Raw genomic sequence first — 25,396 nt, 5'->3', positions numbered from 1 at the left:
ATTAGGTTTATTATTAAATTAATTAGCACCTGCCGTAATTTATATGGCAGGTGCTTTTTAATTTATAACCATTTTTAAGGGGGAAATTATGATTAATGGTGAGGTTAATAAGATTACAATTGTCGGCGGTGGCTCTGCCGGCTGGATGACAGCAGCAGCATTATCAAGAATGTTTGGCACCACCCACGATATCACACTTATTGAATCAGAAGAGATTGGTATAATTGGCGTAGGTGAAGCAACAATTCCATCAATTCATTTATTTCACCAATTATTGGGTTTAGATGAAAATGAATTTCTGCGCGAAACCAAAGGAAGCATTAAACTAGGGATTGAGTTTGTAAATTGGTATAAAGCTGGCCATCGTTATATGCACGCCTTTGGCACAATTGGCAAAGATACTGGCATGGTACAGTTTCATAATTACTGGTTAAAATCATACCTTAATGACCCACAAGATGATTTATGGAAATATTCATTAAACTATCAAGCCGCAAAGCATAATAAATTTGAAAGACCTGAAAACGTTAATTGCGCGCCACTTGATGGAATGCCGTGGGCATATCATTTTGACGCCTCACTTTATGCAAAATATCTTCGCAAATATGCTGAAGCCAAGGGCGTAAAACGTATCGAAGGTAAAATTGTTGAAACCAAACTTGATACCGAAACTGGCTATATTGCAAATGTGGTAATGGAAAATGGCACAGAGGTTGACGGCGATTTATTTGTTGATTGCTCTGGCTTCCGTTCATTGTTGATGGGGCAGGCATTGGGGGTAAAGTTCCGCGATTATACCGATATTTTGCCGGTTAACCGCGCATGTTATGTCCCCTGTGAAGGGGTTTCACCCATTACCCCATACACACGTGCAACCGCACAAGATGCCGGCTGGTCATGGCGCATTCCTTTGCAACACCGCATCGGCAATGGATATGTTTATTGTGCAGACTATATTTCGGACGATGAGGCATGTTCAGTTTTGTTGCGTAACCTTGATGGCCCCGCACTTGCAGACCCCAATATTGTAAAATTTGGTGCCGGCCGTCGTGAATATGGGTTTTATAAAAACTGCGTGGCAATTGGACTGTCAAACGGCTTCTTAGAACCACTTGAATCAACCGCAATTCACTTCATACAGGGGGCAATTGCCCGCCTTATCGCATTAATGCCAGTAAAAGGCATTGATAAAAACCTGGTGGATGAATTCAATGAACAAGGCGCAACTGAATTTGATATGGTTCGCGATTTTATTGTTCTTCACTATGTAGCACAAAGCGATGGTGAACAGCGACTTAAGAGTAAATTTTGGGATGACAGACGTAAAATGCCAATTCCGGAAAGCTTGCGGCATAAAATGGATTTATTCCGCAATACCGGCATACTTTCACCAAATATGTATGATTTATTTAAATACCCTAGCTGGCTCCAAGTATTGGTTGGCCAAGGTGTAATTCCACAAAACCCGCACGCATACGCAAATTCAATCGATGTAAATAACCTTAAAGGTTATCTCGGAAGTATAAGCCAGACTATCAATAATGCTGTTGCACCATTGCCATTGCATGATGACTTTTTGAAACAAGCCATAATGAATTAATGCAAATTTTTGCAAAAATCCATCAAAGGTAAAAATTTACATAATAGCCTTTATTTAAAGGAAAATAACAAGGTTATTAAAAACTTTTTGCAATGTTTGAGTATTTTTTTTGTGGACTTTTGCAAAAACATAAGGCAGAATAAAACACGAATAAAATATTATAAAAACAAGGAAGGGGGATTTTACTTGGCGCCGGATACGCCAAGTATTTGTGTGGTGTATCGCCATAAATCATCCAATTTAACTTCTTTGCGAGCTTGCGTCCCCTGCCCTCTCCCCAGTAACGGTAGGGGGCGCATACTTTAAACTTTTACAACGGGTAGTGACGAAATGTTTATTAAAAAATTGAGTTTTGCCACAAGTCTAATTCCTTTAATTGCCCTATTTTATGCGGGCACTGCGCCCTCTTATGCGATTGCGGGCGATAAGTTTGAAAACCGCCTGCCAGAAGATGAAATAACCTATTTCCTTTTGCCAGATCGCTTTGAAAATGGCGATAAGGCAAACGATAATGGCGGCCTCATTGGCGATAGATTGATTACTGGCTTTGACCCAACTTCCAAAGGTTTTTACCATGGCGGCGATGTAAAAGGGCTTATGAATCGTCTGGATTATATCAAGGGCCTTGGGGCAACCGCAATTTGGGTTGCACCAATTTTTAAAAACAAACCAGTCCAAGGACCAAAGGGTGATGAAAGTGCGGGTTATCACGGTTATTGGATTACTGATTTCACCACAATCGACCCACATTACGGAACCGAAGCAGAATACAAGCAATTAATTGAAAAAGCCCATAATATGGGGCTTAAGGTCTATATGGATATTGTTACCAACCATTCGGCGGACATAATCCAATACAAGGAATGTGTCGATAAGCCGTGCCCATACCGCAATACCAATGACTTTCCGAAAAAAGGATATACCGCATTCATTCCAAAAGGGGAAGAAAATGCCAAAACCCCTGCATGGACGAACGACCCACAATATTACAATAATCGTGGCAATAGCGAATGGTGGGGCGAAAGCACAATAAAAGGCGATTTTTCAGGCCTTGATGACTTTGATACTTCTAATCCACGTGTAATTTCAGGCTTTATTGATATTTACGGCACGTGGATTGATAAATACAAAATCGATGGTTTTAGGATCGATACATTCAAGCATGTTGATAGCGTTTTCTGGCAAAAATTCATTCCTGCAATCAAGGCACGCGCCGCCAAAAATGGCATTAAAAACTTCCACATTTTCGGTGAGGTTGCATTTGATAACCCCTCTGTTGGGACACTTGCTCTTTATACGCGCCGTGACAAAGCCCCTGCAGTACTTGATTTCTCATTCCAAGGAACTGTTTTTGGCGTAGTTGGCAAGAATGAACCGACCGATAATTTCACCCTTCTTTTTGATAGTGATGTTTTGTATCAAGGTGGTTATAAATCAGCACTAACCAACCAAACCTTCATATCTAATCATGATATGGGACGTTTAGGCATGATGCTTCGGAAATCATTGCCAAACGCAAGCAATGAAGAGCTTTTGGCAAGGGTAAAACTTGCTAATGCAATGCTTATGATGCTGCGCGGTAGTCCGACAATCTATTCAGGCGATGAGCAAGGTTTTACAGGACATGGCAATGATCAAGCCGCACGTGAGGACATGTTCCCATCAAAAGTTGCCTCATATAATGACAATATTCTTTTGGGAACCAATGCAACCACCGCCGATAATAATTTCAACCCATCTCACCCGCTTTATCAGCAATTGAAAATGTTGGCACAAATTCGGCAATCTAATGTCGCGCTTAAACGAGGAAAGCAAATTATCCGCAAAACGCAAAATGGCCCAGGTATATTTGCCGTTTCACGTGTTGATGATTTGGGCAATGAAATTGTTGTCGCGTTCAACACCTCTGACAAGCCGATAAATGAGAATGTAAAAACCAATTTTAAGAATAAAAATTGGAATGATTTAATAAATAACGGTGCAAACACATCTGATGCAAATGCAATATTACAAATTAACCTTGAACCTTTTGGCTATGCGATTTACAGAGCTGTAAAATGAATAAAATAATGACACAACAACACTTTAGTAAATCTGAAGGCGATCTTCCGTGGTGGAAGGGTGCGTGCATTTACCAAATTTATCCACGTTCATTTATGGATACAAATGGCGATGGTATTGGTGATTTAAAAGGCATTACCGAAAAGCTTGAATATATCGCTTCACTTGGGGTTGATGGCATCTGGATTTCACCATTTTTCACCTCTCCTATGAAAGACTTTGGATATGATGTTGCAGATTTTTGCGGCATTGACCCCATGTTTGGAACTTTGGCTGATTTCAAAGAATTATTGGAAAAAGCACATTCATTAAGCCTAAAAGTAATTATTGATCAGGTTTATTCCCATACATCTGATGAACATGAATGGTTCAAGCAATCTCGTTCCTCCAAAGATAATGATAAATCTGATTATTACGTATGGGCAGATGCAAAACCTGATGGCACGCCGCCAAATAATTGGCAATCGGTTTTCTATGGCCCAAGTTGGACATGGGATGCACGACGTCGTCAATATTATTTCCATAATTTCTTGCCCGAGCAACCGGATCTAAATGTTCATAATCCAAAAGTTCAGGAAGAAATTTTAAAAGTCGCCCGTTTTTGGCTTGAACTTGGTGTTGATGGTTTTAGGCTAGATGCGCTCAACTTCTTGATGCACGATCCGGAATTCAGGGACAACCCACCTAAATCTGAGGGCATTAAAACCCGTCCTTTTGATTACCAGTATCAAAAATATTCAATGTCGCATCCTGATATTCCGGCATTTATTGAAAAACTGGCCGGCGTAATAAATTCGTACCCAAATCGTTTTACAGTTGCCGAAGTTGGCGGCGCAGAAGCAGCGGTTGAAATGCGGGAATTCACCAAAGGCAACTCAAGACTTAACACTGCTTATGGCTTTATATTTTTATATGCCGATGAAATCACGCCAAAATTAGTGCATGATGCAGTATTAGGTTCGCAAGATTTTTGGGTTTCGTGGGCCTTTTCCAACCACGATGCACCGCGTTGCGTTTCACGTTGGGCAAAAGGACGTGACGAAGCGGCGGCGGCGCGTTGCTTTATGGCGCTACTTGCGGCAATGCGTGGCAATATCTTCCTTTATTACGGCGAGGAATTGGGGCTTGAACAGGCAGATATTCCATTTGATCAGTTACAAGACCCCGAAGCAATCAAAAATTACCCATTAACGCTTGGTCGTGATGGGGCACGGTCACCAATGGTATGGCAAGGTAACGGCGGTTTTACAAATGGTCAAAGCTGGCTTCCAATTGATTCGCGCCACTTTCCAAAGGCGGTTGCGAAGCAAGAAGCGAATGCCGATTCTATGTTGAATTATACGCGCAATATAATGGCAATGCGGCAATCAACCCCAGAATTATTATGGGGCGATATTAAATTTATCCAAGTCGATGAAAATCTCCTTATTTTTGAGCGTGAATATGATGGAAAAACCATTATTTGTGCCTTTAATTTGGGCTTTGTGACAGTAAATTATCAATTTTCACAGAATTCAAAAATTTTATTACAAGTGAACGGTGCGACACTTGAAAAACTTCCGCCTTTAGGCTTAATATTATTGAAAGTTTAGGCCATTGCCTATCAGGGAAAACAATTAAGGGGGTTGGCACTGCCAGCCCCCAAAAATTATTCCTCTAAAAGACTTCTTAACATCCATGCGGTTTTTTCATGAACATTAAGGCGTTGCGTTAACAAATCCGCCGTTGGTTCGTCATTTGCCTTTTCAACAATCTCATAAAGGCTTCGTGCAGTGCGCGCAGTTGTTTCTTGGGCATTCACCAATAACCGAACCATTTCCAACGCTTTTGGGACGCCTTCAACTTCTTTTACGCTCGCTAATTTTACAAATTCTTTATAGGTTCCGGGTGCTGCAAAGCCCAAGGCACGTATACGCTCGGCAATTTCATCAAGCGCAGTCCATTGTTCGGTATATTGCGCCATAAACATATTATGCAAAGTGTTGAACATCGGGCCGGTAACATTCCAGTGGAAATTATGCGTCATCAAGTAAAGCGTGTATGAATCGGCAAGCAATTTTGAAAGCCCTTCAGCAATTGCTTTGCGATGCTCTTCAGAAATGCCAATATCTATTTTTTGTTGTTTAGCCATAAAAAACCTCCTAATTTCATAGGAGGTTTTTATCATTATAGATTTTATTTATCCAATCGATAATTTTAAAGATTTTAATAGTTTTTATCTATAGTAATACCTGCCCATAATTTCTTATGGGCATGTTTAAAATCCTACTCTGCTTTGATGCGAATAGCGGCACCACCAGAAACACCAAGACGATAATTTAAAATATCGCCCTTTTTAACAGGTTTCTTTTCAATAATCATATCATATGGGTTAGTGCGCCAATCGGCATTTGGACCATCACGGTAAATTTCGGCAACATATTTTTTGCCATCATCAAGAAAATCAAGTTTCAATGCAACATCGCGTGGGGTTTCATTATTAATCGCACCAACAAACCAATCGTTTGATGCGCGATCTTTACGTGCAATGGCAACATATTCACCGATTTTGCCATCCATAAATTTTGTATCTTGCCAATCGACCTTTAAATCACGAATGAATTGGAATGCTTTTAGATTTGCCTCGTAATTCTCTGGCAAATCTGCTGCCATTTGAACTGGTGAATAAATCACAACATAGAATGCTAGCTGCTTTGCAAGCGTGGTTTGGATTTTCTGCCCATTTTTGCCTTCCATTTTAAAGATGCCTGGTGTGTAATCCATTGGCCCCGATAAAAGGCGGGTGAATACCAAATTAATTTCGTGGTTTGGCGTATTTGGCGGTACGCCCCACGCATTATATTCTTGTCCACGTGCACCTTCACGTGCAACCCAATTTGGATAAGTACGACGTAGGCCAGTATCTTTAATAGGCTCATGTGGGTTGATTGCAATATGGCGCTTTGCGGCCTCTTCAACTACTTTTAAATGATGCTCAGACATTCTTTGCCCATCATGCCAAACCCTAATTTCATTGCCAGTGTCGCATGAAATAACCTCACCGGCATCGGCAACATAACCGGTTTTGATAGCTTCGATATTATTGGCTTTTGCATAATCAAGTGCGGCATCTAATTGCTTTTCATAATTGCAGATATTCGCACCGGTTTCATGATGCCCAATAATATGAACACCTTTTTTAGCGGCGTATTTTGACAAATAATCCATATCAAAGTCAGGATATGGTTTTTTGAAATCAAATTCGCGACCATTGGCGAACCATTTACCATCCCAACCAACGTTCCAACCTTCTACCAATACGCCCCTAAAACCATATTTAGCGGCAAAATCGATATAGCGCTTAACATTTTCGGTATTTGCGCCATGCCTTGGGCCACTATTCCATGTGGTTTTATCAAGGTGCATTTCCCACCAAACGCCAACATATTTTTGTGGGTGAACCCATGAAACATCACCTAATTTATTTGGCTCATTCAGATTTAATTCCAAATGTGATTCAACCAAGCCACCAAGATTTTTTGAAATAATAATTGTGCGCCAAGGGGTATAAAATGCCCCATCCCTTTTTACTCTTATGCCATCAGGTGAAGGAGACAAAGTTGTTCGGAAATTTTGCCCCGAATAACGGCGCATCCACATTGATGAATAATCCACCAATGCCGCCTCATGGAATGACATGTAATAACCGTCCTTGGTAGAAACGGTCATTGGTGTATGGGCCTGTGTCACTTCTTTTAATGGGGTATTTTGATATAAATATTCATAACGATTTAATTCGCCCGCAGGAATCCAAAGCGCATTTGATTCCGGCGCAATATTAAATTCGGTAAGTTCGTCTTGTATTTTATATTGGCGATTTTCAGGGAAATAATATCTAAAGCCAACACCATCATCAAAAACACGAAAGATTACAGAAACTTTGCGCTTTGCGCCCTCAACCTCAGTAAAGTTTAAGGTTAGTTCATTGTGGTTGTCTTTTACATATTTGGTTTCGCCCCATGGCAATTCCCAAGTTTCATTTTTCGTATCAGTCGAGGTCGAATCAAGCTTTAAACCACGTTCAAGACGACCAGTATCAGTCATCAAAAACGCCATTGTTGACGGGGCAATCATTTCCTTGCCATCCTTATCAACGATATAGCGAATGCGCCCTTCACCATCCAAGTCGATTTTAACATCAAGGCTTTTATCCGGTGATTTTACTTCACCAATAATTTCAGCATTGGCGAAGCGTGCGCCAAATAGGAAAAATGACGCAAGCGCCGCAGATATAAGTAGTTTACGACGACTGCCGCCTTTAATTGCAAATTTTTGCATTTTTCCACCCTTTTATTGTTTATTTTTGTTGACTTATTTAAGAAAAACCTGATGTTTTCCTTTTACTAATGGCTTTATACCTTAGTTTTTATATTCATTGCAATGTGAAAATTTTTGCAAAACAATTTTTCAAGGGGGAAAGATGTCGTCTAATAATAAGAAATTGGGTGACATGCGCAAATTAGAAGACCTTGCACAGCTTGCGGGTGTCTCTATCTCAACGGTTTCGCGTGCCTTAAGTGACCATCCAAATGTTAATCAGGCCACAAAGAAACGTATCTGGCAATTAGCAATTGCCAATAATTACCAATTCAGACGCTATACTCCCGCCGGCCCGTTGGGTGCAGAGGCAACAATTGCCATTGTTATCCCCCGCCCCCAAGCACGCGAACCAAAACTTTCAGATCCGTTCATTCTTGAATTGGTTGCCGCAATTGGTGAGGCAAGCCGTGAAAGAGGGGTTGATTTCCTCGTTTCCCATTCATCACCATCTAACCACGATGAATTATTAGAGGTTATGGAAACCAACCGCTCTGACGGCATTATTTTCCTTGGCCAATCAACATTGCACGAAGATTTCAACGAGCTTGCGCAAAGCCATGCACGGTTTGTGGTATGGGGCGCAGAATTACCAGGGCAACAATATTGCTCGGTCGGGTCCGACAATTTCGTTGGCGGGCGGCGCGCCACAAGACACCTTTTACGATTGGGGCGGAAACGTATTGCCTTTTTTGGTGATACCGTCGCCGGTGAGGCGTTGCAACGTTATCAAGGTTATCTTGAAGCATTACGTGAAGCAGGCATTGAACCTGATCAAAACCTTATTTTACCAACCCATTTTGATGCGGTTTCTGGTGAAGCCAGCGCCAGCGAATTAATCGGTGAAAAACGCGATTTTGATGCAATTTTTGCGGCATCTGACATGATTGCAATTGGTGCATTGCGCGCGTTAAAACGCAATAATATTCGCGTGCCGCAAGATGTTTCAATTGTTGGTTATGACGATGTACAATTTGCCAGTTTTTCCGACCCCGCACTTTCGACAATTTCGCAAAATGTTGCACGTGCTGGAAAACTATTAGTTTCAAAACTAATTGCATCGGGTGGCGAGGCTGAGATACCATCCGAACGTGTGCCAACTGATTTAATTGTTCGTGAAACCTGTGGCGGATAGCGTGCCGTTTTAGGTGCGCATCTCCTCAACCGGTTTACCACCAAATTTCTTACGTAATGCAAAGAATGGTCGTTCAATGTAATAATAAGATAATAATGCCAAACCAAGGCTACCGATAATTGCTATTATCAATAGTTTGGCAGGTAAAATCACGTCGCCGACATCTTCCCCAATCATGCGGTAACAACCCCATAAAACTGGATAATGCCATAAATAAAGCGAATATGATAAACGCCCTAAAAACCGTATTGGTTTTAATTCCAAAATATTAAGGGCAAACCCCAATGGCTGAAATGCATATAAATTTAGAATTAGGATAAAAACCCCAATACCTTGAATACTATAACGCATTGTTGCACGGAATGTTTCATCACGGAAAAGCAATGAGAATAATATTATTCCAAGACCTATCCCAACCCAATGCCAACCAATCAGGAAATTAAGCCGTTTTTTTGACGCATCAAATCCATCAAAAAGCACCGCTAATAAGCAACCCCAAGCGATGCTCTCAATACGGCAATCAGTTGTCGAATATGTATAATTTTCGCCAAGCTTTAATGTGGTAAAGGCAAAATAGCGCCAAATGGCAACGATTATAATAACTCCGATAATTAGCTTTAGGCGTGATGATTGATTACGACCAAAAACAGCAAGCAAAAATGGGAACAGTAAATAAAAATGCTCTTCGACTGCCAAGGACCATAAATGTCCCCATGGAACAATCCGCTGCGCCCAGCCAAAATATTGCCAAATAACATCATAATAGTTGGCGAAATATAATAGCGCACTTATGGTTTGCCCCGTCGTTGCCTTGACCCCGAAAAACAAACTAAAAAAATAAGTGAATGCCACAAACACGTAAAGCGCGGGCATAAGGCGTAAAAACCGCCTGATATAAAAATTAGGAAGATTGATATTTCCGCAAGTTTTATTCTGTTCCCCCACTAAAAGACGGGTAATCAAAAAGCCTGAAACAAAAAAGAATATCGTAACCCCAAAGCCACCGGGAACAATTTTCCCAAGGCCGAAATGCGAAACCAACACAATTAAAATTGAAATTGCGCGAACACCATCAAGACCAGGGAGATAATTTGAATTGGCGGAAAAAGAGATAAGGTTTTTGTTTTCGGTCATTGCAATAATAATATCCTGCAAAGTCCCGCACTAAAGCAAAAAGTTTAATTCTTTTGTAACCGCCTTAATTGGCAAGCAGTAACTTTTTAAAACGCGCCGCAGAACATGATGATTTTGCATCACACTGAGGTTGCGATAAAACTTTGCTCGCATTTGGTTTTAAATTATCAAGTGTGCGCATTTCATCCAAAGTTTGCGAACGATAACGAACCACAACATATTCGCCTTGCTTTTTGCTACGCCATTTTTCAAATATCAAAGCACCACCTGGTGACGGATCATCTGCGGCAAGATCGCCTGCCACCCAATGCAAATCAAGCGCACCACCAATATTTGCCATATTAGTATCATGACCAACAAAGACAGAATATTTTGGTGCATTAGCGGCAAAAAGCCCGTTTTCAACTTCTTTTAATAATGGTTTAGCACCTATTTTTGCTATTACTTTTGGGCGTGCAATTAATCCAAACTCAAGAGCATGGAATTCGGATAATGCGCGAACATCATCGACACTAACTTCGCCAAAACCAACATCGCTTAACGGTTTGCCATCACTATATTGCAGCAAAAGCACTTGTGCCATAGTTGAGGCAATATCGAGACCGCCATCAATTTTTACTCGACCGCCTTTTTTAATGCTAAAATCAGTTTTTAAATCATTCAAACCACAAGCTTTATTATCTGGGCAAAGTGGTGGCGCACAACAACCGCTAACCTTATCAAGCTTTGCCAAAAGCGGCGCATATTTTTGATGAAGCGCGATAAAGCCACCTTCTGGTAATTGTTTGCTTGCAGAAGCAAGCATCAAATTGCTGTCAAGATTGGTTTTACCTTCAAATGGTGAAAATCGCTCATCAACACTATCAAGAGCAACATGTTCAACATTAATGTTGCACTTTGGCGCGATGGTTTTTCCATAAATCTCTGCGGTTTTAAGGGTGCGTTGATCAATATCGGCAACAACACGCAATGATTTACAATCCCCACCCAAAAATCCGTGATAATTTCCGCCGTCAAATTCCGCAAGTTTGGCAATTGCCAAGCCGCCGTGGGCAGTTAGATGACCATATGGCACATCCCACTTTGCCCAAACGCGGTTAGTCGCCCCTTGCGGAACAAAAACCTCTTTGGTTGGCGGGCGAATACCATGACGCATAACCACAACCACCCGCTCCAAAACAGGTTTATTATCATTTACTTTTGCTGTTGATTTTGCTGCCGCCAAAAACGGGCATAAAACCAAAAAAGCAATCACCGCGGAAATTATCTTTTTCATGAATTAGAACTTCGCCTCAACACCAAAAGACCATGTTTTGCCATAGAATTCGTTTTCAACCAAATGGTTGCGTTGTCCGATATATCTACGCCATTGCGATTCATTAAGGTTTTTACCTTGAACAAATACTTGCACATTATCAGTAAGCGCATAACCAACTTTAAAGTCAACTTTTCCACGACCGTTTGTATAAATATCGGTGGCTTTTGTTTCGCCCAATGTATCCAAGAATTCAGAACGATACGAATAAGCAAGGCGTGCAGTAAGGTTCTTTTTCTCATAAGTTAGTTCGGCTGTGCCAGTTGTATCAGAAGTATAAATCAAACGGACTTTGTCACTTCTACCCGGTGCACCATCGGTTGATGATTTTTGCAAGGTCAAGTTAAGATTAACCCCAAAACCATCAAATGGCGCCGGCAATGATGTGAATTGATTTACGTAGCTAAGCTCAACACCATAAACATAAGCACTAGAAAGGTTGGCAAAACTTGACAAAGAATAACCGTCATAAGTTCCACCCGAAACTACACTACTAGTTTGGAAAATCGGATCTTTGATGTCCTTATAAAAAGCCTGAACTGATGCCACCGCACCTTTACCAAAATAATGTTCATAACCCAAATCAAGGTTTGTCGATTTAAGTGGTTTTAGGTCAGGGTTGCCCTGCTCGATTTTATCGCCACTTGTATCAATATTTACATAAGGTGCGATATCAACATAATTTGGTCTGCCGATTGAGGTTGTGACAGCAAATCTCAACTGTTGATTATCACCAAGTGAATATTTACCAACAACGGATGGGAAGAAATCGTTATAATCTTTTGAACCAAAGTTATTAAAGCCGAGATCAAGCGGTGATGATAATGTAAACTTCTTTGCGGCAAATTCTGAATTGGTATGTTCAAAACGAATACCTGGAATAATTGTCAAATCGCCATTTGTTATGGTTGCTTGTGCATATGCAGCGGTAACTTTTTCTTTTACATCATAGTCGCCACCCAAATCAGATGCGGCCGATGCAGCACTATCAAGAACCAGAAGGTTATTTGCACGCGCATAATCAAGTGATTTTTGGAAATCAACGCCCGGCCCAAACGCATATTTAGAGCCATACATTGGGTCAACAATTCCGGTTGTAAAGTTTGAAAGCACCAATCCGCTCACGCTATATGCGCGGTAATCAATTGCACTTTGTTTATGGCGATCAGTATATTTCACACCAAACTTAAACTCTGTATTGCCAAACAATTCAGTTGGCATTGTATAATCTGCCTTGAATTGGTTCAAATCTTCTTGGTAATGATCGGCTTCTAAAATAGCGGCCTTAGATTTTGAATCTTTCGATGTATATTGTGAAGCGTCATAATATATTGCCGCTGGCGTAACGGTGAAAAGCGTATCGTTTAGATCAAGCGTGCCAGTAAGGTTTTTCTTGCCACTTGTGTACAAAAAATTATAACGCGGGTCATCATTCTTTTTGGCGCTTGAATTTGTGAAATCAACTTCAAGTTTGTTTTGCCCCATGAAATATTTACCGCCAATATTCGCAGTTAGGATTTTTTCATCCTCATCACGATATTTCATGTCGCGCGTTGCCGCTTTTGCTGCGGTAAATGAATAAGTATCATTACCTAGTGATGTTAAAGTTGCACCATCAAGGTTCACACGAAATTGCTGGCGTTGTTCAAGATCTGTAAAGTGTGAATAAAGTGTCTTGGCATAAAGTTGAATATTGTCATTCGGACGATAATCAAGGTTTAATGCCGCACCTTGGCGATTACGAATTACATAATATGAACGAAGACGCCAATCATTTGGAATACCAGTATCAGACCAGCTTTCAGTACCTTGAAGGTTTTCTGATGCTTGCGGGCGACGTGAAGCGTTCAATGCAAAAGCAACCCCAAATTCACCATTTGCGCCAAATCTTTTTGCGCCAGAGAAGTCAGCGTCATAAGCATTCTTTTTATTCAAGTCGATATAAGTTCCACTCACACGACCTGCAATGAACGGCTTTTTCTTATCAAAAGCAGAAATTGTTTTGATATTCACCACTCCGGCAATGGCATTGGCATCATACTCTGCGCTTTGGTTTTTAATAATTTCAACAGAACCAACCAAGCCAGCAGGGACTGTATCAAGTTTAACCGAGCGTGTATCGGTTTCTGGTGCCGCGGCCTCTTGGCCATTTACCCGCACCGCAGCCATAGATGGGTCAAGGCCACGAATTACAACATAACGCCCCTCGCCTTGGTCGTCATCCATTGTGACGCCTGGTGCGCGTTGCACAGCCTCGGCTACGTTTTGATCAGGAAGTTTGCCCGCATCATTAGCGGTAATAATATTTACAAGATTTTTTGAATTCTTCTGTTGCTCGATAGAATTTCTTTCCGCTGCACGCGTTCCAAATACGACAACAGTTTTTGTATCTTCATCAGCATATGCATAGCCAGCAATGAACGCCGCAGACGATATAGCCGCCGCAAGAATGATTTTTTTTGACATTTGTGATTTACCCCTAATCAACACCAATATTAATTGGTGTCGATAGAGGTGTCGTTTTGCAAATACGCGAATAATTAGTGAAGTTTTTGTGACGGTCTTTTATGCAAACATCAGCACAAGCGCTAATGCAAATGCGATAAACGCCGCATATGATGACGCCACCATTCGCAAAATCGGGTTGGATGGTATGAACCCAACACCACGAATAATCCCCGCCGCCATCGCCCACATGAAAAGCATTAAAACGCCATGATTAACCGCGCCGTTTTTGGCAAAGACAAAAGGGTAAATACTTCCCAAAAACATTATCCCCAAGCCAAGGATTAGGGACGACCAGCTTATGCCGGTCGCCCCCTCTTTTTGGGGTGGTTTTGTGTTATTTTGAATTGCGGCGTTCTTCTTCATTTTCGCCCCATATTGCGTTTAAAATTGCAAACAAAATTGCAAAGCCAACGCCTAAAACCCATGCGAAATACCACATTATAAATACTCCTTAATAGACGCTGTGTTTGTTTTCTTCGATATATTCCTTGGTGACTTTGCCACTCATGACTTTGTATGCCCAAGAGGTATAGAAGATAATGATTGGAACAAAAATTATCGCCGCCCAGAACATAACCGCCAATGTTAGATGGCTCGAAACGCTATCCCAAACCAAAAGGCTTGATTTTGGATCGGTTGACGAAGGCATAATGAATGGAAACATTGAAACCCCTGCGGTACCAATTATTCCTGCCATCATCAAAGAGGTAAAGACAAAACCCGCACCGGATTTATTCATTTTTGCAAGCAAGATTGCGATAAGACCTGCCGCAAAACCAAGTGCCGGAACCGCCATACTTATCGGCATTGCGGAATAATTTTTCATCCATGCGCCAACCTCATGAACAACTGTTTTATCAAGCGGGTTTGGCAATGCACCAATGTCATAATTTCCAACAAGTGCATAACCACTTATACCCATTTTCAACCAAACACCGGCCAGGGCAAATAAAACAAGTGTCAATGGTCCAAAAATCATTGCTGCAATTTTTGAGCGATTATAAATATCGCCTTCGGTACGCAGCATAAGATAATTGGCGCCGTGGAAAGTAATCATCGAACTTGAAACCAAACCACACAATAATGCAAACGGGTTCAATAATGCCCAGAAGCTTCCTGTATAATGCGGCAAAAGATTATTGTCGAAATAGAATGGAACACCCTGTAAAAGATTACCAAATGCCACGCCGAAAATTACTGGAGGCACAAATCCACCAATAAACAGACCGATATCCCATGTTTGACGCCAAGTTTTGTTTTCGATCTTTGAACGATAATCAAAACCTACGGGTCTAAAGAATAGTGACCATAGCACCGCCATCATTGCCCAATAAAAACCAGAGAATGCAGTAGCGTAAACAAGTGGCCACGCCGCAAAAACCGCGCCACCCGCAGTAATAAACCAAACCTGATTACCATCCCAATGTGGGGCGACGGTATTGATAACAACACGCCTTTCAGTATCGCCTTTTCCAACGAATGGTAGCAATGTGCCAACGCCCATATCGTGACCATCCATAATCGCAAAGCCGATTAAAAGTACACCAACCAACACCCACCAGATAATTTTTAAAATTGTATAATCTAACATTTTAATCCCCTGATTAATGCGGAGTTGCGTAATTTTGTGGACCAAGGCGGGCGAATTTTATCATCAGATACATTTCAACCACCAAGAGCAAAGTATAGAAGCCAATAAAGCCAGCCAAAGAACCGTAAACATTTGCAACACTAAATGCGGAAACCGACAAATGGGTTGGTAACACACCGTAAATTGTCCATGGTTGACGACCATATTCGGCAACAAACCAACCAACTTCGGAGGCAATCCACGGGAAGGGCAATGCCAATGTAGCAGCAGTCAAAAGCCATTTCTTTTCGGCAAAATTACCTTTTACCGAATAATAAAATGATGCAATGAACAAGAATAACATTGTGAAACCAAGACCTACCATCACCCTAAAGCTCCAGAACATTGGTGTAACTTTTGGAATAGTGTCATTGACGGCTTTGGTAATAATTTCAGGTGTTACTTCGTCCATATTAGTGACATATTTACGAAGCAATAAACCATAACCCAAATCACCTTTTACTTTTTCAAATTGTGCTGCAAGTTCAGGGTTTTTCGGATTTTTACGCAACTCATCAAGCATTTTTACCGCAGTAATGCCCTTGATGATCCGTTCTTTATTCTCGGCTTTGATTTCCAAGATACCTGGTAATTCTTTATCGACACTACGTGTACCAATTAAGCCGAGCACATAAGGGATTTTAATTTCCCAATCATTCTTTTGTGCTTTTTCATTAATACTGGCAACTAGCGTCAAACCCGCAGGGGCTTTTTCCGTATGCCACATGGCTTCGAGTGCCGCCATTTTTGATTTTTGTGCTTCACTTACTGTATAGCCAGATTCATCACCCAAAACGATAACTGAACAGCTTGCTGCCAAACCAAACGCCGCCGCGATGCGGAATGAACGTTTGGCAAATTCCACATGCTTGTTACGCAATAAATAATATGAAGAAATCGCAAGCACAAAAATCGCACCGGTTACATAACCCGCGGAAACCGTATGCACGAATTTTGCCTGCGCATCGTGGTTAAAAATAACGTCCCAGAAACTGGTCATTTCCATACGCATGGTTACATAAGAGAAATCAGAACCAACCGGATTTTGCATCCAACCATTGGCAATCAAAATCCACAATGCCGATAAATTAGTGGCAATCGCCATTAGAATAGTCACCAAAAGGTGTTTTTGTTTACTTAATTTATCCCAACCAAAGAAGAAAAGGCCAATAAAAGTTGATTCCAAAAAGAACGCCATCAAACCTTCGATTGCCAATGGTGCACCAAATATGTCACCCACATAATGCGAATAATATGCCCAATTGGTGCCGAATTGGAATTCCATCGTGATACCAGTAGTTACACCAAGGGCAAAGTTAATCCCAAATAGTTTGCCCCAAAATTTTGTCATATCCTTATAAATTTGCTTGCCCGTCATGACATAGGTGCTTTCCATAATCACCAATATGAATGTCATCCCCAAAGTAAGTGGTACGAACAAGAAATGGTAAAGCGCGGTAATTGCGAATTGTAACCGCGAAATATCTACCAAATGCTCCTGCATAATTATCGCCTTTTCTTGAGTTATTTATTGATAGAAAAATGTGATTCTACCGATTGTGGCGTGACCGAGACCTTGTAGTCATTAATAAAAAACGCCCATATTAGGGTAAGCAAAATCAACTTGACCCCAATAACGGCAAAGATTTTTTTGACTAAACCACGGTCTTGCATCTACCGCTCCTTATATTGTTGCATTATCCATACAACAATTAATTGTTGTATTAGTAGTACAACAATTAATTGTCAATTATTTAATTAATGGATTTACCCAAATTGAAATACAAATTCGAATTAACTGATTGTTTTTAAAACATTTTAGGTGGGACAAAATGTCAGAAATAATGCTAAAAACATTACGCCCAACCAAGACTCATTCCAACTAAAATTACCTTAATATATCCGAATATTTTGATTTATCAATTACCAACTGTAACACTAGGAAATATTTACATCGCCACCTAAGCAACTATGTCGCATGGCAAAATTGTCGCATTTGGGGCAAAAGGCATATATTAAATTGCATTAAATAAGGACAATTAAAGTGACCAGTGCAAAACCGCGCAAAACCGCCAAAACCCCATCTGAAAATAATACTTCTGTTAAATACGACATTATTATTGTTGGTGCGGGACCGGCTGGGCTTTCAACGGCAAAAGCGGTCTCGCAACTTGGATTAAAAGTTGCAATTATTGAACGCCAAGGCGTGAACGCAATACTTGAACCAAAATATGATGGCCGTGAAATTGCGCTTACACATCGGTCACAACATATGATGTCTGAACTTGATATGTGGGACAGGATTGCACCTGAAGAAATTTCAATAATTCAATCTGCCAAAGTTTATAATGCTGGTGAAGAATTTTTCATGGGGCTTAGTTCAAATGATACTAAACAACTTGCATATATTATTTCTAACCATGAAATTCGTAAGTCTGCAATTGATGTCGTTAAAGATGATGCCAATGTAAAAATCTATGACAATGAAGGCATTGAAGATTTAAAAATTAATCCAAAAAATGTCGTGGTAAAATTAAAAAGTGGCACGGAACTTGATGCAAAACTCTTAATTGCCGCGGACAGCCGTTTTTCAGATATTCGCGATATGGTTGGCCTTCCGGCATCGAAATATAATTTCGAAAAGACTATGATTGTCGCAAAAATGCGGCATGAAAAATCACATGAATATATCGCAAGTGAAAATTTCCACATCGGTCACACAATGGCGATTTTGCCACTAAATGACAATTGCTGTTCAATGGTAGTAACCGTAAAGCATGATGAGGCCAAACGCCTTATGGCGCTAAGCGATGAAGAATACACCGAATGGTGCTCTGAAAACTTTGGTCATAAATTGGGTAAAATGGAACTTATTACTGCGCGTTACCCATACCCACTGGTGGGCGTATATTCTGACAAATTTGTATCAAAACGCTTTGCGCTAATTGGTGATGCGGCGGTTGGGATGCACCCCGTAACCGCACATGGTTTTAACTTTGGCCTTACCGGCATTGAATTTTTACGAAACTCGTTACGAAGCGCCTTGGCACGCGGTCAAGACATAGGTTCATGGGCAGTATTAAAAGAGTTTGAAACCAACCATCAACGTGCAACCTTGCCATTATATCTTGGCACGGCCGCCATTGTGAAACTTTATACCAATGATCACCCTGTGGCACAGGTTGCGCGCAAGGTTTTAATCCGCGTTGCCGATAAAATGTCACCAATCAAGGGTATGATTATGGATAAACTAATGGATGACCACGCAGGGAATCCAATGCCATTACCGCGCCCGTTACAATTGTTAAAACTATTGCGCAATGCCTAAAAATTAACGATTAAAATATCTAAATCTTTGGTTGGTTCAAAGTCTTTTTTGAAGACTTCGAATTTTGTGGATGAGGTTTTCTTGACCCCATCCATGCAAAAGCTGACCAGATTTTTAGGGCTTCCTTTATCGATTGTTAGGTGGAAATCTTTAATCGGCCCCTGCCAATTTGCACCCGATTTAAGAACATACCCAAGCCAGGTTTCTGAATAATATTGTTCTTTGGCGATTGCTGCGGCCTCGGCTTTTTTAAAGCCGTTTAAGAATGATTTATCAATGCAATATTTTGTTTCATATTCTTTTGCCAACTCTTGATTTGCGTCTAATTCGGATAGTGCACCGCCAACACTGCCACCCGCTAAAGGGCGATAATAATGCACAACCGAAATGGTTTTATGTGCCGGAAAAACTTGTTCACGAACAATGCTGGTACGTGCCGACCATGTTGGGGCGAATGTTCCATCATCATATTCTTTTAAAAGACCTTGCTTTTTTAAATCGTCCATCTGTTCAACAGAAACGCTATCAGACCAGTCTTTCCCAGTTCCGACAAGTGCCACCCAATCAATTGGTAATTTATATTTTTTCAAAACCTCGGTTATATCTTTGCCGTCCAGCTCTGCCGTAACAATCTTGCGGTATGAAATAGCTTTGCCATCAACAAGGGTTTTAAAATTCAAATCATCATAATTGGGAAGGTTTAAATCCTCATAATATTGATCGGTGAAATCATATGGAATTGCCGGCAAAGGAAACGAAACCGTGGTTTTTATATCCTTGTCAGAATTGTTGGTAAACTTATAAGAGACCTTCACCAATTCCGCAGAAATAAACAAATCCTCAGAATCCATAGAAATATATTTGCTTTGCAAGAGCGTTAGCCCACCCAACGCAAATTCCGCCTCACTATCATTGGCAAATGTAGCCTGCGGCAAGGATGTAGAAAGTGCAATGACAATCAATGATGCGCAAATACGTTTCAACATAATCCCTCTCCAAACAAGCTATAAATGTTATAAAGCTTGCCAATTTAATTAATTGATTTTAATTGTTTTGCAACGGGGGTTAGGAACATTGTCAACAAAAACGACTTCGGGTGTAAAGCAAATCCGAATAAGGGACAACGCATCTGAATTTAAACCATATAGTTTTGCAGATTGTTTTGTAATCAAGACTGATAAGATAATTTCGGCAGAACAGGCAGCAATAATTGCGATTGAAAATGGTCCAAAGTGGGTAACCCCTCTTATGGCTCTGCGTAATTTAATAGTTGCACCATTTGGCATCAAAACTAGTGCACCTTTAGATAAAAACCAAAAGGCAATCGGAATGTTTCCCATTGTCCATAAAAGTGATGACAAGCTTGTGCTGGGCTTTGATGATAAACATCTTAACTTCAGAATTGTTATTGAAGTTGAGAATATCCATTCAAATACATTTGTTTATTCATCAACCTATGTGCAGACCCATAATATATTGGGCAAGGCATATTTGTTTATGGTCAAACCATTTCACAAGCTTATTGTCGCACAATCACTTTCTTTGGTTGCTAAAGAAAATTAGCGCGTATCCATGCAATCTCATCGCGCAAGGTTTCGTCAACTGACCTGAATTCAAAACCCAATTCGGTTCGGGTTTTGGTGTGGTCAAAGTTCATTACGCCTTGTTCACGAATTAACAGTTTTAGTGATGCAATACTTATTAATGCGGGCTTTTTGAACAGTCGCGCGCCAATTTCACCAATATATGCCATCAAGAAAAGCATCGGAATTGGTGCTTTAAAAGTTGGTGCTTTTGTCCCGCTCAACTTTTCTAGTTTCATTAATAATTCTTGCATCTTCAAAGACCAACCAGCCGCAAGATATCTTTCACCCTGACGCCCTTTTTCAAGAGATAGAATGGCAATTTTTGCAACGTCACGCGCATCAACCAGCGAAAACTCACCGGGGGGAATGGCAGGAATATTCTTTTTAAGAAAGTCTGTAACCATCTGCCCCGCAGATGTTGGCCCCAAATCACCCGGCCCATGCATCCAGCCCGGCAGAACAAAACGATAATTTAAATCGGGATGTTTACTGGCAAATTCATTGACCTCGCGGTCTGATAAAATTTTGCTGCGATAATAATCATCAACATTATTTATATTGGCAAGGTCTTTTTCGGTTGATGCTCGATTTTTAAAACGATCTAAAACCGCAATTGATGAAATATGAACATAATTGCGAACACCTTTGTCATAGGCTTTTTGCAACAACATCTTGGTTCCAATAACATTGGTTTCATATAGTTCCTGCCAATGTGTGCCGCCCTTATATGAATCCCTAAAAAATGCCGCGGTATGGAATAAGGCATCAATACCCGCAAAATCATAATCCAGTTTTTTGATGTTAAACATATCAAACTCAACAAATTCAATCTGTGGCAAATCTTTAAATTGCCGCTGTGCCTTTGCGATATTTCGCACCATTGCTTTTACATTAAATCCCTGTGCAAGAGCCTCACGCACAAGATTATTCCCCAAAAGACCAGTTGCACCAGTGACCAAAATTGTCTTTATTGTCATTGTTTAAATTCCCGATTTGATTTAAGATACTATTTGGTATCTATTTCACATACTAAATAGTATGTCAATTGATTTTAGAGGCTTGTATTGGAAAAAAAAACGCAAAGAACGACTCGTGCAGTTTCGCAGGCGCAAACGCGTGATAAATTAATCGCTGCGGCACAGGAATTATTTACGCAACATGGGCTTAATGGAACCTCGATTGATAAAATCGTTGCCAAAGCCGGCTTTACAAAAGGGGCTTTCTATTCAAACTTTAATTCTAAAGAAGATTTGATGCTTTCGCTCTTAAGAAAGCATAAGGATGATACATTCGAAAGCTTTGCTGATTTAATCGAAAACTCTGCACCTGAAGATTTATTAGATCAAATTGAAAAATGGCTAGTTGAGGGTAATCAAGACAAGGATTGGATTATTTTTAATTATGAATTGGCGATTAATGCCGCGCGCAACCCGGAATTTACCGCTGATTATGCCGAATTTATGGCGGCGCAATATAAAGCATTAGAAGAAACCCTAGATGCTATTTTTGCCAAGCTAGGTTTAAAGCCAAAAATCCCAACCCACGAACTTGCCGTAATTGTTAAACAATTAAGCCATTCAACGGCATTGCAATCATTTGCCGAAGGCGACACAAAATTAGGCGGGCGTGACTTGGTCGCCTTTGTACGAAGTATCGCCGAATAACCCGCCTATATTTGTTTATTTACGCAATTGTGAAATATCACGCACCGCACCAGTATCAGCAGAGGTTGTCATTGCCGCATAAGCCTGCAACGCTTGTGAAACATAACGATCGCGATTTTTCGGCGTAAAGGCATCATGTCCACGTGCTTTTTCTGCCACCAGACGTTTTGCCAATATATCATCTGATACATCAAGTACGATTGAACGGTTTGGAATATCAATTTTGATAATATCCCCTTCTTCGACCAAGGCAATCAAGCCACCAGCCGCCGCTTCAGGACTTGCGTGGCCAATTGATAGACCAGAAGTACCACCGGAAAAACGACCATCGGTGATAAGAGCGCACTGTTTCCCTAAATGCTTAGATTTCAAATATGAAGTTGGGTAAAGCATTTCCTGCATACCCGGACCACCTTTTGGCCCTTCATAACGGATTACAACCACATCACCCGCAACCACCTGATTTGCCAAGATTGCCTTAACCGCATCTTCTTGTGATTCATAAACTTTGGCTGGACCTTGGAATTTCCAAATCTCTTCATCAACACCTGCAGTTTTTACGATGCAGCCATTTTCCGCCAAATTACCATAAAGCACAGCCAAACCACCATCCTTGGTAAAGGCATTATCTTTGGAACGAATGACGCCCTTTGCACGATCCTTATCAGTTTCTTTCCAAAGCATTGATTGTGAGAATGCAGTTGCCGAACGGACACCACCAGGGCCAGCGCGGAAAAACTCGTTCACACCTTCATCATTTGAAACCATAATATCCCATTTTGCGATTGCATCACCCAATGTTGGCGCATGAACAGTAGGGGCAGAAGTTTCAATTAAACCTGCGCGTGATAATTCACCCAAAATACTAATGATACCACCGGCGCGGTGAACATCTTCGATATGAACGGTTTGCACCGCAGGGGCAACTTTACATATGCATGGAACTTTGCGTGAAATGCGGTCAATATCCTGCATTGTGAAATCAATGCCACCCTCTTTGGCGACCGCAAGAATATGCAATACAGTATTCGTTGAACCACCCATCGCCACATCAAGTGCCATTGCATTTTCAAGTGCGGTTTTGTTGGCAACGTTACGCGGCAAAATGCTTTCGTCATTTTGTTCGTAATATCTTTTGCAAAGCTCAACAATTTTTTGACCCGCTTCATTAAATAATCTTTCGCGGAAAGTATGGGTCGCAACCACGGTGCCATTGCCTGGTAATGAAAGCCCCATCGCCTCGGTCAAGCAATTCATAGAGTTTGCAGTAAACATACCAGAACAAGAACCGCAGGTAGGGCATGCCGCATCTTCAACAGCCTTTACTTGTTCATCAGAAATGCTGTCATCGCCTGCTTGAATCATAGCGTCAATAAGGTCTAACGAATGGGTTTTATCGCCTATTTTTACCTTGCCCGCTTCCATCGGGCCACCCGATACAAAAATCGCAGGTATATTAAGGCGCATTGCCGCCATCAACATGCCAGGGGTAATTTTATCGCAATTGGAAATACAAACCATCGCATCGGCGCAATGGGCATTGACCATATATTCAACAGAATCAGCAATCAAATCACGTGAAGGCAATGAATAAAGCATGCCACCATGCCCCATTGCGATACCGTCATCAATTGCAATCGTATTGAATTCCTTGGCAACACCGCCGGCTTTTTCGATTTCACGCGCAACCAATTGACCAATATCTTTTAAATGGACGTGCCCAGGGACAAATTGGGTAAAGCTATTGACCACGGCAATAATCGGCTTTTTGAAATCACCATCAGTCATGCCAGTTGCGCGCCATAATGCACGCGCACCCGCCATATTTCTTCCAAAAGTCGAGGTTTTTGAACGTAATTCAGGCATTATTATCCCCATTGGGTCACATTAAAAAAATTTTGTGCCTTATGCCCTATTGTACGCCATTTTTAAAGTAATAAGTACATCAAAAATAATATTTTGCCGTTTTTTTGTTTATTATTCGATTTTATTGATTAATTTAAACTTTATTATCAATTTGATTGAATTATAATTCCCTCATAAACAGGCGATATGAACACCGCATTACCAACCACCACAAAGCTTTTTGCGATACGCAAACAATCTTTGGCCATCATTCCCGGGCTTTTAATATGTCTTGTGATTGCCGCCACCGCATTCACTCTAAACGGGGTACATGAATTAAAACAATTTTCCCCATCCATCATAGCCGTAATCAATGGAATTATAATTGGCAACCTAATCAAACTGCCGCCTCAAACGCACGCTGGAACCGCATTTTCTAGCAAAGTCTTGGTGCGTGTTGCCGTGGCATTATTGGGAATACAAATCTCAGTTAATGAGCTTTTGAATTTTGGGGCATTTCACATTGCCATGACAATCTTTGCCCTTGTTAGTAGTTTTATTTTCATCAAAACAATTGGTAAATTGTTTGGCGTGGATAATAAGTTAGCTGAACTAATCGCCGCCGGAACCAGCATTTGTGGTGCGGCAGCAATATTGGGGGTTAACACCGCAACCAATGCCGAAGATGAAGACGTTGCCTATGCCATAGGAATGGTAACAATTTTTGGCACATTATCTATGTTGCTATACCCATTCATTGGCAAGTTATTAAATCTTGGCGGCGCGCAATTTGGCATCTGGAGTGGGATTTCAATCCATGAAGTTGCCCAAGTAGTCGGGGCAGTTTCTGGCAAGGATGCGGCAACCATCCATATTGCAACTATAACCAAATTAACCCGTGTATTAATGCTTGCGCCACTTGTGACCCTTATTCAATTCCGCCGTGGCAGTTATAAAAATAATGCAAAAATGCCGATTCCATTGTTTGTGGTTGCTTTTATAATATTCATCATCATAGCGAATATTTTCACCATTCCAGCCAATATAAAATTTGAAATTGGCAAATTATCATCATTCTTTTTGACTGTTGCATTAGCTGGAATGGGGCTGCACACAAAATTTAGCGCAATAGGAAAAATGGGAATTAAACCACTTTTGTTAGCATTGGCCGGATCATTGTTTATATCAATTTTGGGATTAGCATTAATCGAATTTATTGCTTGATAAGCATTTA

The 25,396-nt window shown here is 40.8% G+C and carries 21 protein-coding genes; 8 read left to right on the top strand and 13 right to left on the bottom strand.

Features of this window, described 5'->3' with window-relative positions:
• Nucleotides 1-88 precede the first annotated feature (88 nt).
• The 3 genes from KXV15_RS03840 (at nt 89) to KXV15_RS03830 (ending at nt 5,253) form a co-directional block, all read left to right on the top strand.
• On the top strand, nt 89-1,600 hold the full coding sequence (locus tag KXV15_RS03840; RefSeq protein ID WP_240006833.1) for a tryptophan halogenase family protein: 1,512 nt from the start codon (nt 89-91) through the stop codon (nt 1,598-1,600).
• 330 nt (nt 1,601-1,930) lie between these two features.
• The gene (locus KXV15_RS03835) at nt 1,931-3,661 is read left to right on the top strand and encodes an alpha-amylase family glycosyl hydrolase (protein WP_240006832.1); all 1,731 of its coding nucleotides are present in this window, start codon (nt 1,931-1,933) and stop codon (nt 3,659-3,661) included.
• Between the two features lie 8 nt (nt 3,662-3,669).
• Nucleotides 3,670-5,253 (top strand): alpha-glucosidase, encoded by a 1,584-nt coding sequence (locus KXV15_RS03830; protein ID WP_240006831.1) that lies wholly within the window; start codon nt 3,670-3,672, stop codon nt 5,251-5,253.
• A 56-nt stretch (nt 5,254-5,309) separates the two neighbouring features.
• Here KXV15_RS03830 and KXV15_RS03825 read toward each other — a convergent pair whose 3' ends face one another.
• Together KXV15_RS03825 and KXV15_RS03820 are read right to left on the bottom strand one after the other, a co-directional pair.
• On the bottom strand, nt 5,310-5,792 hold the full coding sequence (locus KXV15_RS03825) for a Dps family protein (RefSeq protein ID WP_240006830.1): 483 nt from the start codon (nt 5,790-5,792) through the stop codon (nt 5,310-5,312).
• Nucleotides 5,793-5,926: 134 nt separating this feature from the next.
• Entirely contained in the window at nt 5,927-7,978 is a 2,052-nt protein-coding gene (locus tag KXV15_RS03820) for a glycoside hydrolase family 97 protein (RefSeq protein WP_240006829.1), read from the bottom strand.
• Nucleotides 7,979-8,120: 142 nt separating this feature from the next.
• Here KXV15_RS03820 and KXV15_RS03815 point away from each other — a divergent pair, with 142 nt between their 5' ends.
• Nucleotides 8,121-9,152 carry a LacI family DNA-binding transcriptional regulator gene (locus tag KXV15_RS03815; RefSeq protein WP_240006828.1) on the top strand — a complete coding sequence of 344 codons (1,032 nt, stop codon included), beginning with the start codon at nt 8,121-8,123 and terminating at the stop codon, nt 9,150-9,152.
• A 9-nt stretch (nt 9,153-9,161) separates the two neighbouring features.
• Here KXV15_RS03815 and KXV15_RS03810 read toward each other — a convergent pair whose 3' ends face one another.
• The 8 genes from KXV15_RS03810 to cydP all read right to left on the bottom strand — a co-directional run bounded on the left by KXV15_RS03810 (nt 9,162) and on the right by cydP (nt 17,413).
• On the bottom strand, nt 9,162-10,286 hold the full coding sequence (locus tag KXV15_RS03810; RefSeq protein ID WP_240006827.1) for an acyltransferase family protein: 1,125 nt from the start codon (nt 10,284-10,286) through the stop codon (nt 9,162-9,164).
• A 64-nt stretch (nt 10,287-10,350) separates the two neighbouring features.
• A complete protein-coding gene (locus KXV15_RS03805; RefSeq protein WP_240006826.1) occupies nt 10,351-11,562 on the bottom strand; it encodes a histidine-type phosphatase in 1,212 nt (403 codons plus the stop codon).
• 3 nt (nt 11,563-11,565) lie between these two features.
• The gene (locus KXV15_RS03800) at nt 11,566-14,067 is read right to left on the bottom strand and encodes a TonB-dependent receptor (protein WP_240006825.1); all 2,502 of its coding nucleotides are present in this window, start codon (nt 14,065-14,067) and stop codon (nt 11,566-11,568) included.
• A 99-nt stretch (nt 14,068-14,166) separates the two neighbouring features.
• The gene (locus tag KXV15_RS03795) at nt 14,167-14,472 is read right to left on the bottom strand and encodes a cyd operon YbgE family protein (RefSeq protein WP_240006824.1); all 306 of its coding nucleotides are present in this window, start codon (nt 14,470-14,472) and stop codon (nt 14,167-14,169) included.
• Nucleotides 14,444-14,548, bottom strand: coding sequence for a cytochrome bd-I oxidase subunit CydX (cydX, locus tag KXV15_RS03790; protein ID WP_240006823.1), 105 nt, complete (start codon nt 14,546-14,548; stop codon nt 14,444-14,446). Before cydX ends, KXV15_RS03795 begins: the two co-directional genes overlap by 29 nt.
• 12 nt (nt 14,549-14,560) lie before the next feature.
• Nucleotides 14,561-15,700, bottom strand: coding sequence for a cytochrome d ubiquinol oxidase subunit II (gene cydB, locus KXV15_RS03785; RefSeq protein WP_275671538.1), 1,140 nt, complete (start codon nt 15,698-15,700; stop codon nt 14,561-14,563).
• Between the two features lie 13 nt (nt 15,701-15,713).
• Entirely contained in the window at nt 15,714-17,243 is a 1,530-nt protein-coding gene (locus KXV15_RS03780; protein ID WP_240006822.1) for a cytochrome ubiquinol oxidase subunit I, read from the bottom strand.
• A gap of 20 nt (nt 17,244-17,263) precedes the next feature.
• Complete coding sequence (gene cydP / locus KXV15_RS13540) at nt 17,264-17,413, bottom strand: cytochrome oxidase putative small subunit CydP (protein ID WP_420830565.1); 150 nt, start codon at nt 17,411-17,413, stop codon at nt 17,264-17,266.
• Between the two features lie 370 nt (nt 17,414-17,783).
• Between cydP and ubiM the strand changes: the two genes are divergently transcribed.
• Nucleotides 17,784-19,067: a 5-demethoxyubiquinol-8 5-hydroxylase UbiM gene (gene ubiM, locus KXV15_RS03775; protein WP_240006821.1), complete on the top strand. Its 1,284-nt coding sequence runs from the start codon at nt 17,784-17,786 to the stop codon at nt 19,065-19,067.
• Here the strand turns inward: ubiM and KXV15_RS03770 are convergent.
• A complete protein-coding gene (locus KXV15_RS03770; protein WP_240006820.1) occupies nt 19,064-20,053 on the bottom strand; it encodes a DUF4424 family protein in 990 nt (329 codons plus the stop codon). The genes ubiM and KXV15_RS03770 overlap by 4 nt on opposite strands.
• 88 nt (nt 20,054-20,141) lie before the next feature.
• On the opposite strand from KXV15_RS03770, the gene KXV15_RS03765 reads away from it, so the two are divergent.
• Nucleotides 20,142-20,630, top strand: coding sequence for a DUF2867 domain-containing protein (locus tag KXV15_RS03765; RefSeq protein ID WP_240006819.1), 489 nt, complete (start codon nt 20,142-20,144; stop codon nt 20,628-20,630).
• Here KXV15_RS03765 and KXV15_RS03760 read toward each other — a convergent pair.
• Nucleotides 20,617-21,630 (bottom strand): SDR family oxidoreductase, encoded by a 1,014-nt coding sequence (locus KXV15_RS03760; RefSeq protein WP_240006818.1) that lies wholly within the window; start codon nt 21,628-21,630, stop codon nt 20,617-20,619. The genes KXV15_RS03765 and KXV15_RS03760 overlap by 14 nt on opposite strands.
• Nucleotides 21,631-21,717: 87 nt before the next feature.
• Between KXV15_RS03760 and KXV15_RS03755 the strand changes: the two genes are divergently transcribed.
• On the top strand, nt 21,718-22,317 hold the full coding sequence (locus KXV15_RS03755; protein ID WP_240006817.1) for a TetR/AcrR family transcriptional regulator: 600 nt from the start codon (nt 21,718-21,720) through the stop codon (nt 22,315-22,317).
• Nucleotides 22,318-22,332: 15 nt separating this feature from the next.
• Here KXV15_RS03755 and ilvD read toward each other — a convergent pair whose 3' ends face one another.
• Nucleotides 22,333-24,183 (bottom strand): dihydroxy-acid dehydratase, encoded by a 1,851-nt coding sequence (gene ilvD, locus KXV15_RS03750; protein ID WP_240006816.1) that lies wholly within the window; start codon nt 24,181-24,183, stop codon nt 22,333-22,335.
• A gap of 186 nt (nt 24,184-24,369) precedes the next feature.
• On the opposite strand from ilvD, the gene KXV15_RS03745 reads away from it, so the two are divergent.
• Nucleotides 24,370-25,386 (top strand): YeiH family protein, encoded by a 1,017-nt coding sequence (locus KXV15_RS03745; RefSeq protein WP_240006815.1) that lies wholly within the window; start codon nt 24,370-24,372, stop codon nt 25,384-25,386.
• The last annotated feature ends 10 nt before the right edge of the window (nt 25,387-25,396 follow it).

Origin of the sequence: Pseudaquidulcibacter saccharophilus (assembly GCF_019455445.1) — a bacterium.
In the GTDB taxonomy this organism is placed as follows: domain Bacteria; phylum Pseudomonadota; class Alphaproteobacteria; order Caulobacterales; family Aquidulcibacteraceae; genus Pseudaquidulcibacter; species Pseudaquidulcibacter saccharophilus.
Note: the sequence above shows the minus strand (reverse complement) of the source record. Positions and strands in the feature narration are given on the sequence as shown.

Coding starts and splice junctions, on each gene's coding strand:
- KXV15_RS03745 (WP_240006815.1), top strand. CDS start 24,370: ATGAACACCGCATTACCAACCACCACAAAGCTTTTTGCGATACGCAAA.
- KXV15_RS03815 (WP_240006828.1), top strand. CDS start 8,121: ATGTCGTCTAATAATAAGAAATTGGGTGACATGCGCAAATTAGAAGAC.
- KXV15_RS03770 (WP_240006820.1), bottom strand. CDS start 20,053: ATGTTGAAACGTATTTGCGCATCATTGATTGTCATTGCACTTTCTACA.
- KXV15_RS03795 (WP_240006824.1), bottom strand. CDS start 14,472: ATGAAGAAGAACGCCGCAATTCAAAATAACACAAAACCACCCCAAAAA.
- KXV15_RS03820 (WP_240006829.1), bottom strand. CDS start 7,978: ATGCAAAAATTTGCAATTAAAGGCGGCAGTCGTCGTAAACTACTTATA.
- KXV15_RS03840 (WP_240006833.1), top strand. CDS start 89: ATGATTAATGGTGAGGTTAATAAGATTACAATTGTCGGCGGTGGCTCT.
- KXV15_RS03835 (WP_240006832.1), top strand. CDS start 1,931: ATGTTTATTAAAAAATTGAGTTTTGCCACAAGTCTAATTCCTTTAATT.
- KXV15_RS03800 (WP_240006825.1), bottom strand. CDS start 14,067: ATGTCAAAAAAAATCATTCTTGCGGCGGCTATATCGTCTGCGGCGTTC.
- ilvD (WP_240006816.1), bottom strand. CDS start 24,183: ATGCCTGAATTACGTTCAAAAACCTCGACTTTTGGAAGAAATATGGCG.
- KXV15_RS03830 (WP_240006831.1), top strand. CDS start 3,670: ATGACACAACAACACTTTAGTAAATCTGAAGGCGATCTTCCGTGGTGG.
- KXV15_RS03760 (WP_240006818.1), bottom strand. CDS start 21,630: ATGACAATAAAGACAATTTTGGTCACTGGTGCAACTGGTCTTTTGGGG.
- cydP (WP_420830565.1), bottom strand. CDS start 17,413: ATGCAAGACCGTGGTTTAGTCAAAAAAATCTTTGCCGTTATTGGGGTC.
- cydB (WP_275671538.1), bottom strand. CDS start 15,700: ATGTTAGATTATACAATTTTAAAAATTATCTGGTGGGTGTTGGTTGGT.
- KXV15_RS03810 (WP_240006827.1), bottom strand. CDS start 10,286: ATGACCGAAAACAAAAACCTTATCTCTTTTTCCGCCAATTCAAATTAT.
- KXV15_RS03825 (WP_240006830.1), bottom strand. CDS start 5,792: ATGGCTAAACAACAAAAAATAGATATTGGCATTTCTGAAGAGCATCGC.
- KXV15_RS03780 (WP_240006822.1), bottom strand. CDS start 17,243: ATGCAGGAGCATTTGGTAGATATTTCGCGGTTACAATTCGCAATTACC.
- KXV15_RS03805 (WP_240006826.1), bottom strand. CDS start 11,562: ATGAAAAAGATAATTTCCGCGGTGATTGCTTTTTTGGTTTTATGCCCG.
- cydX (WP_240006823.1), bottom strand. CDS start 14,548: ATGTGGTATTTCGCATGGGTTTTAGGCGTTGGCTTTGCAATTTTGTTT.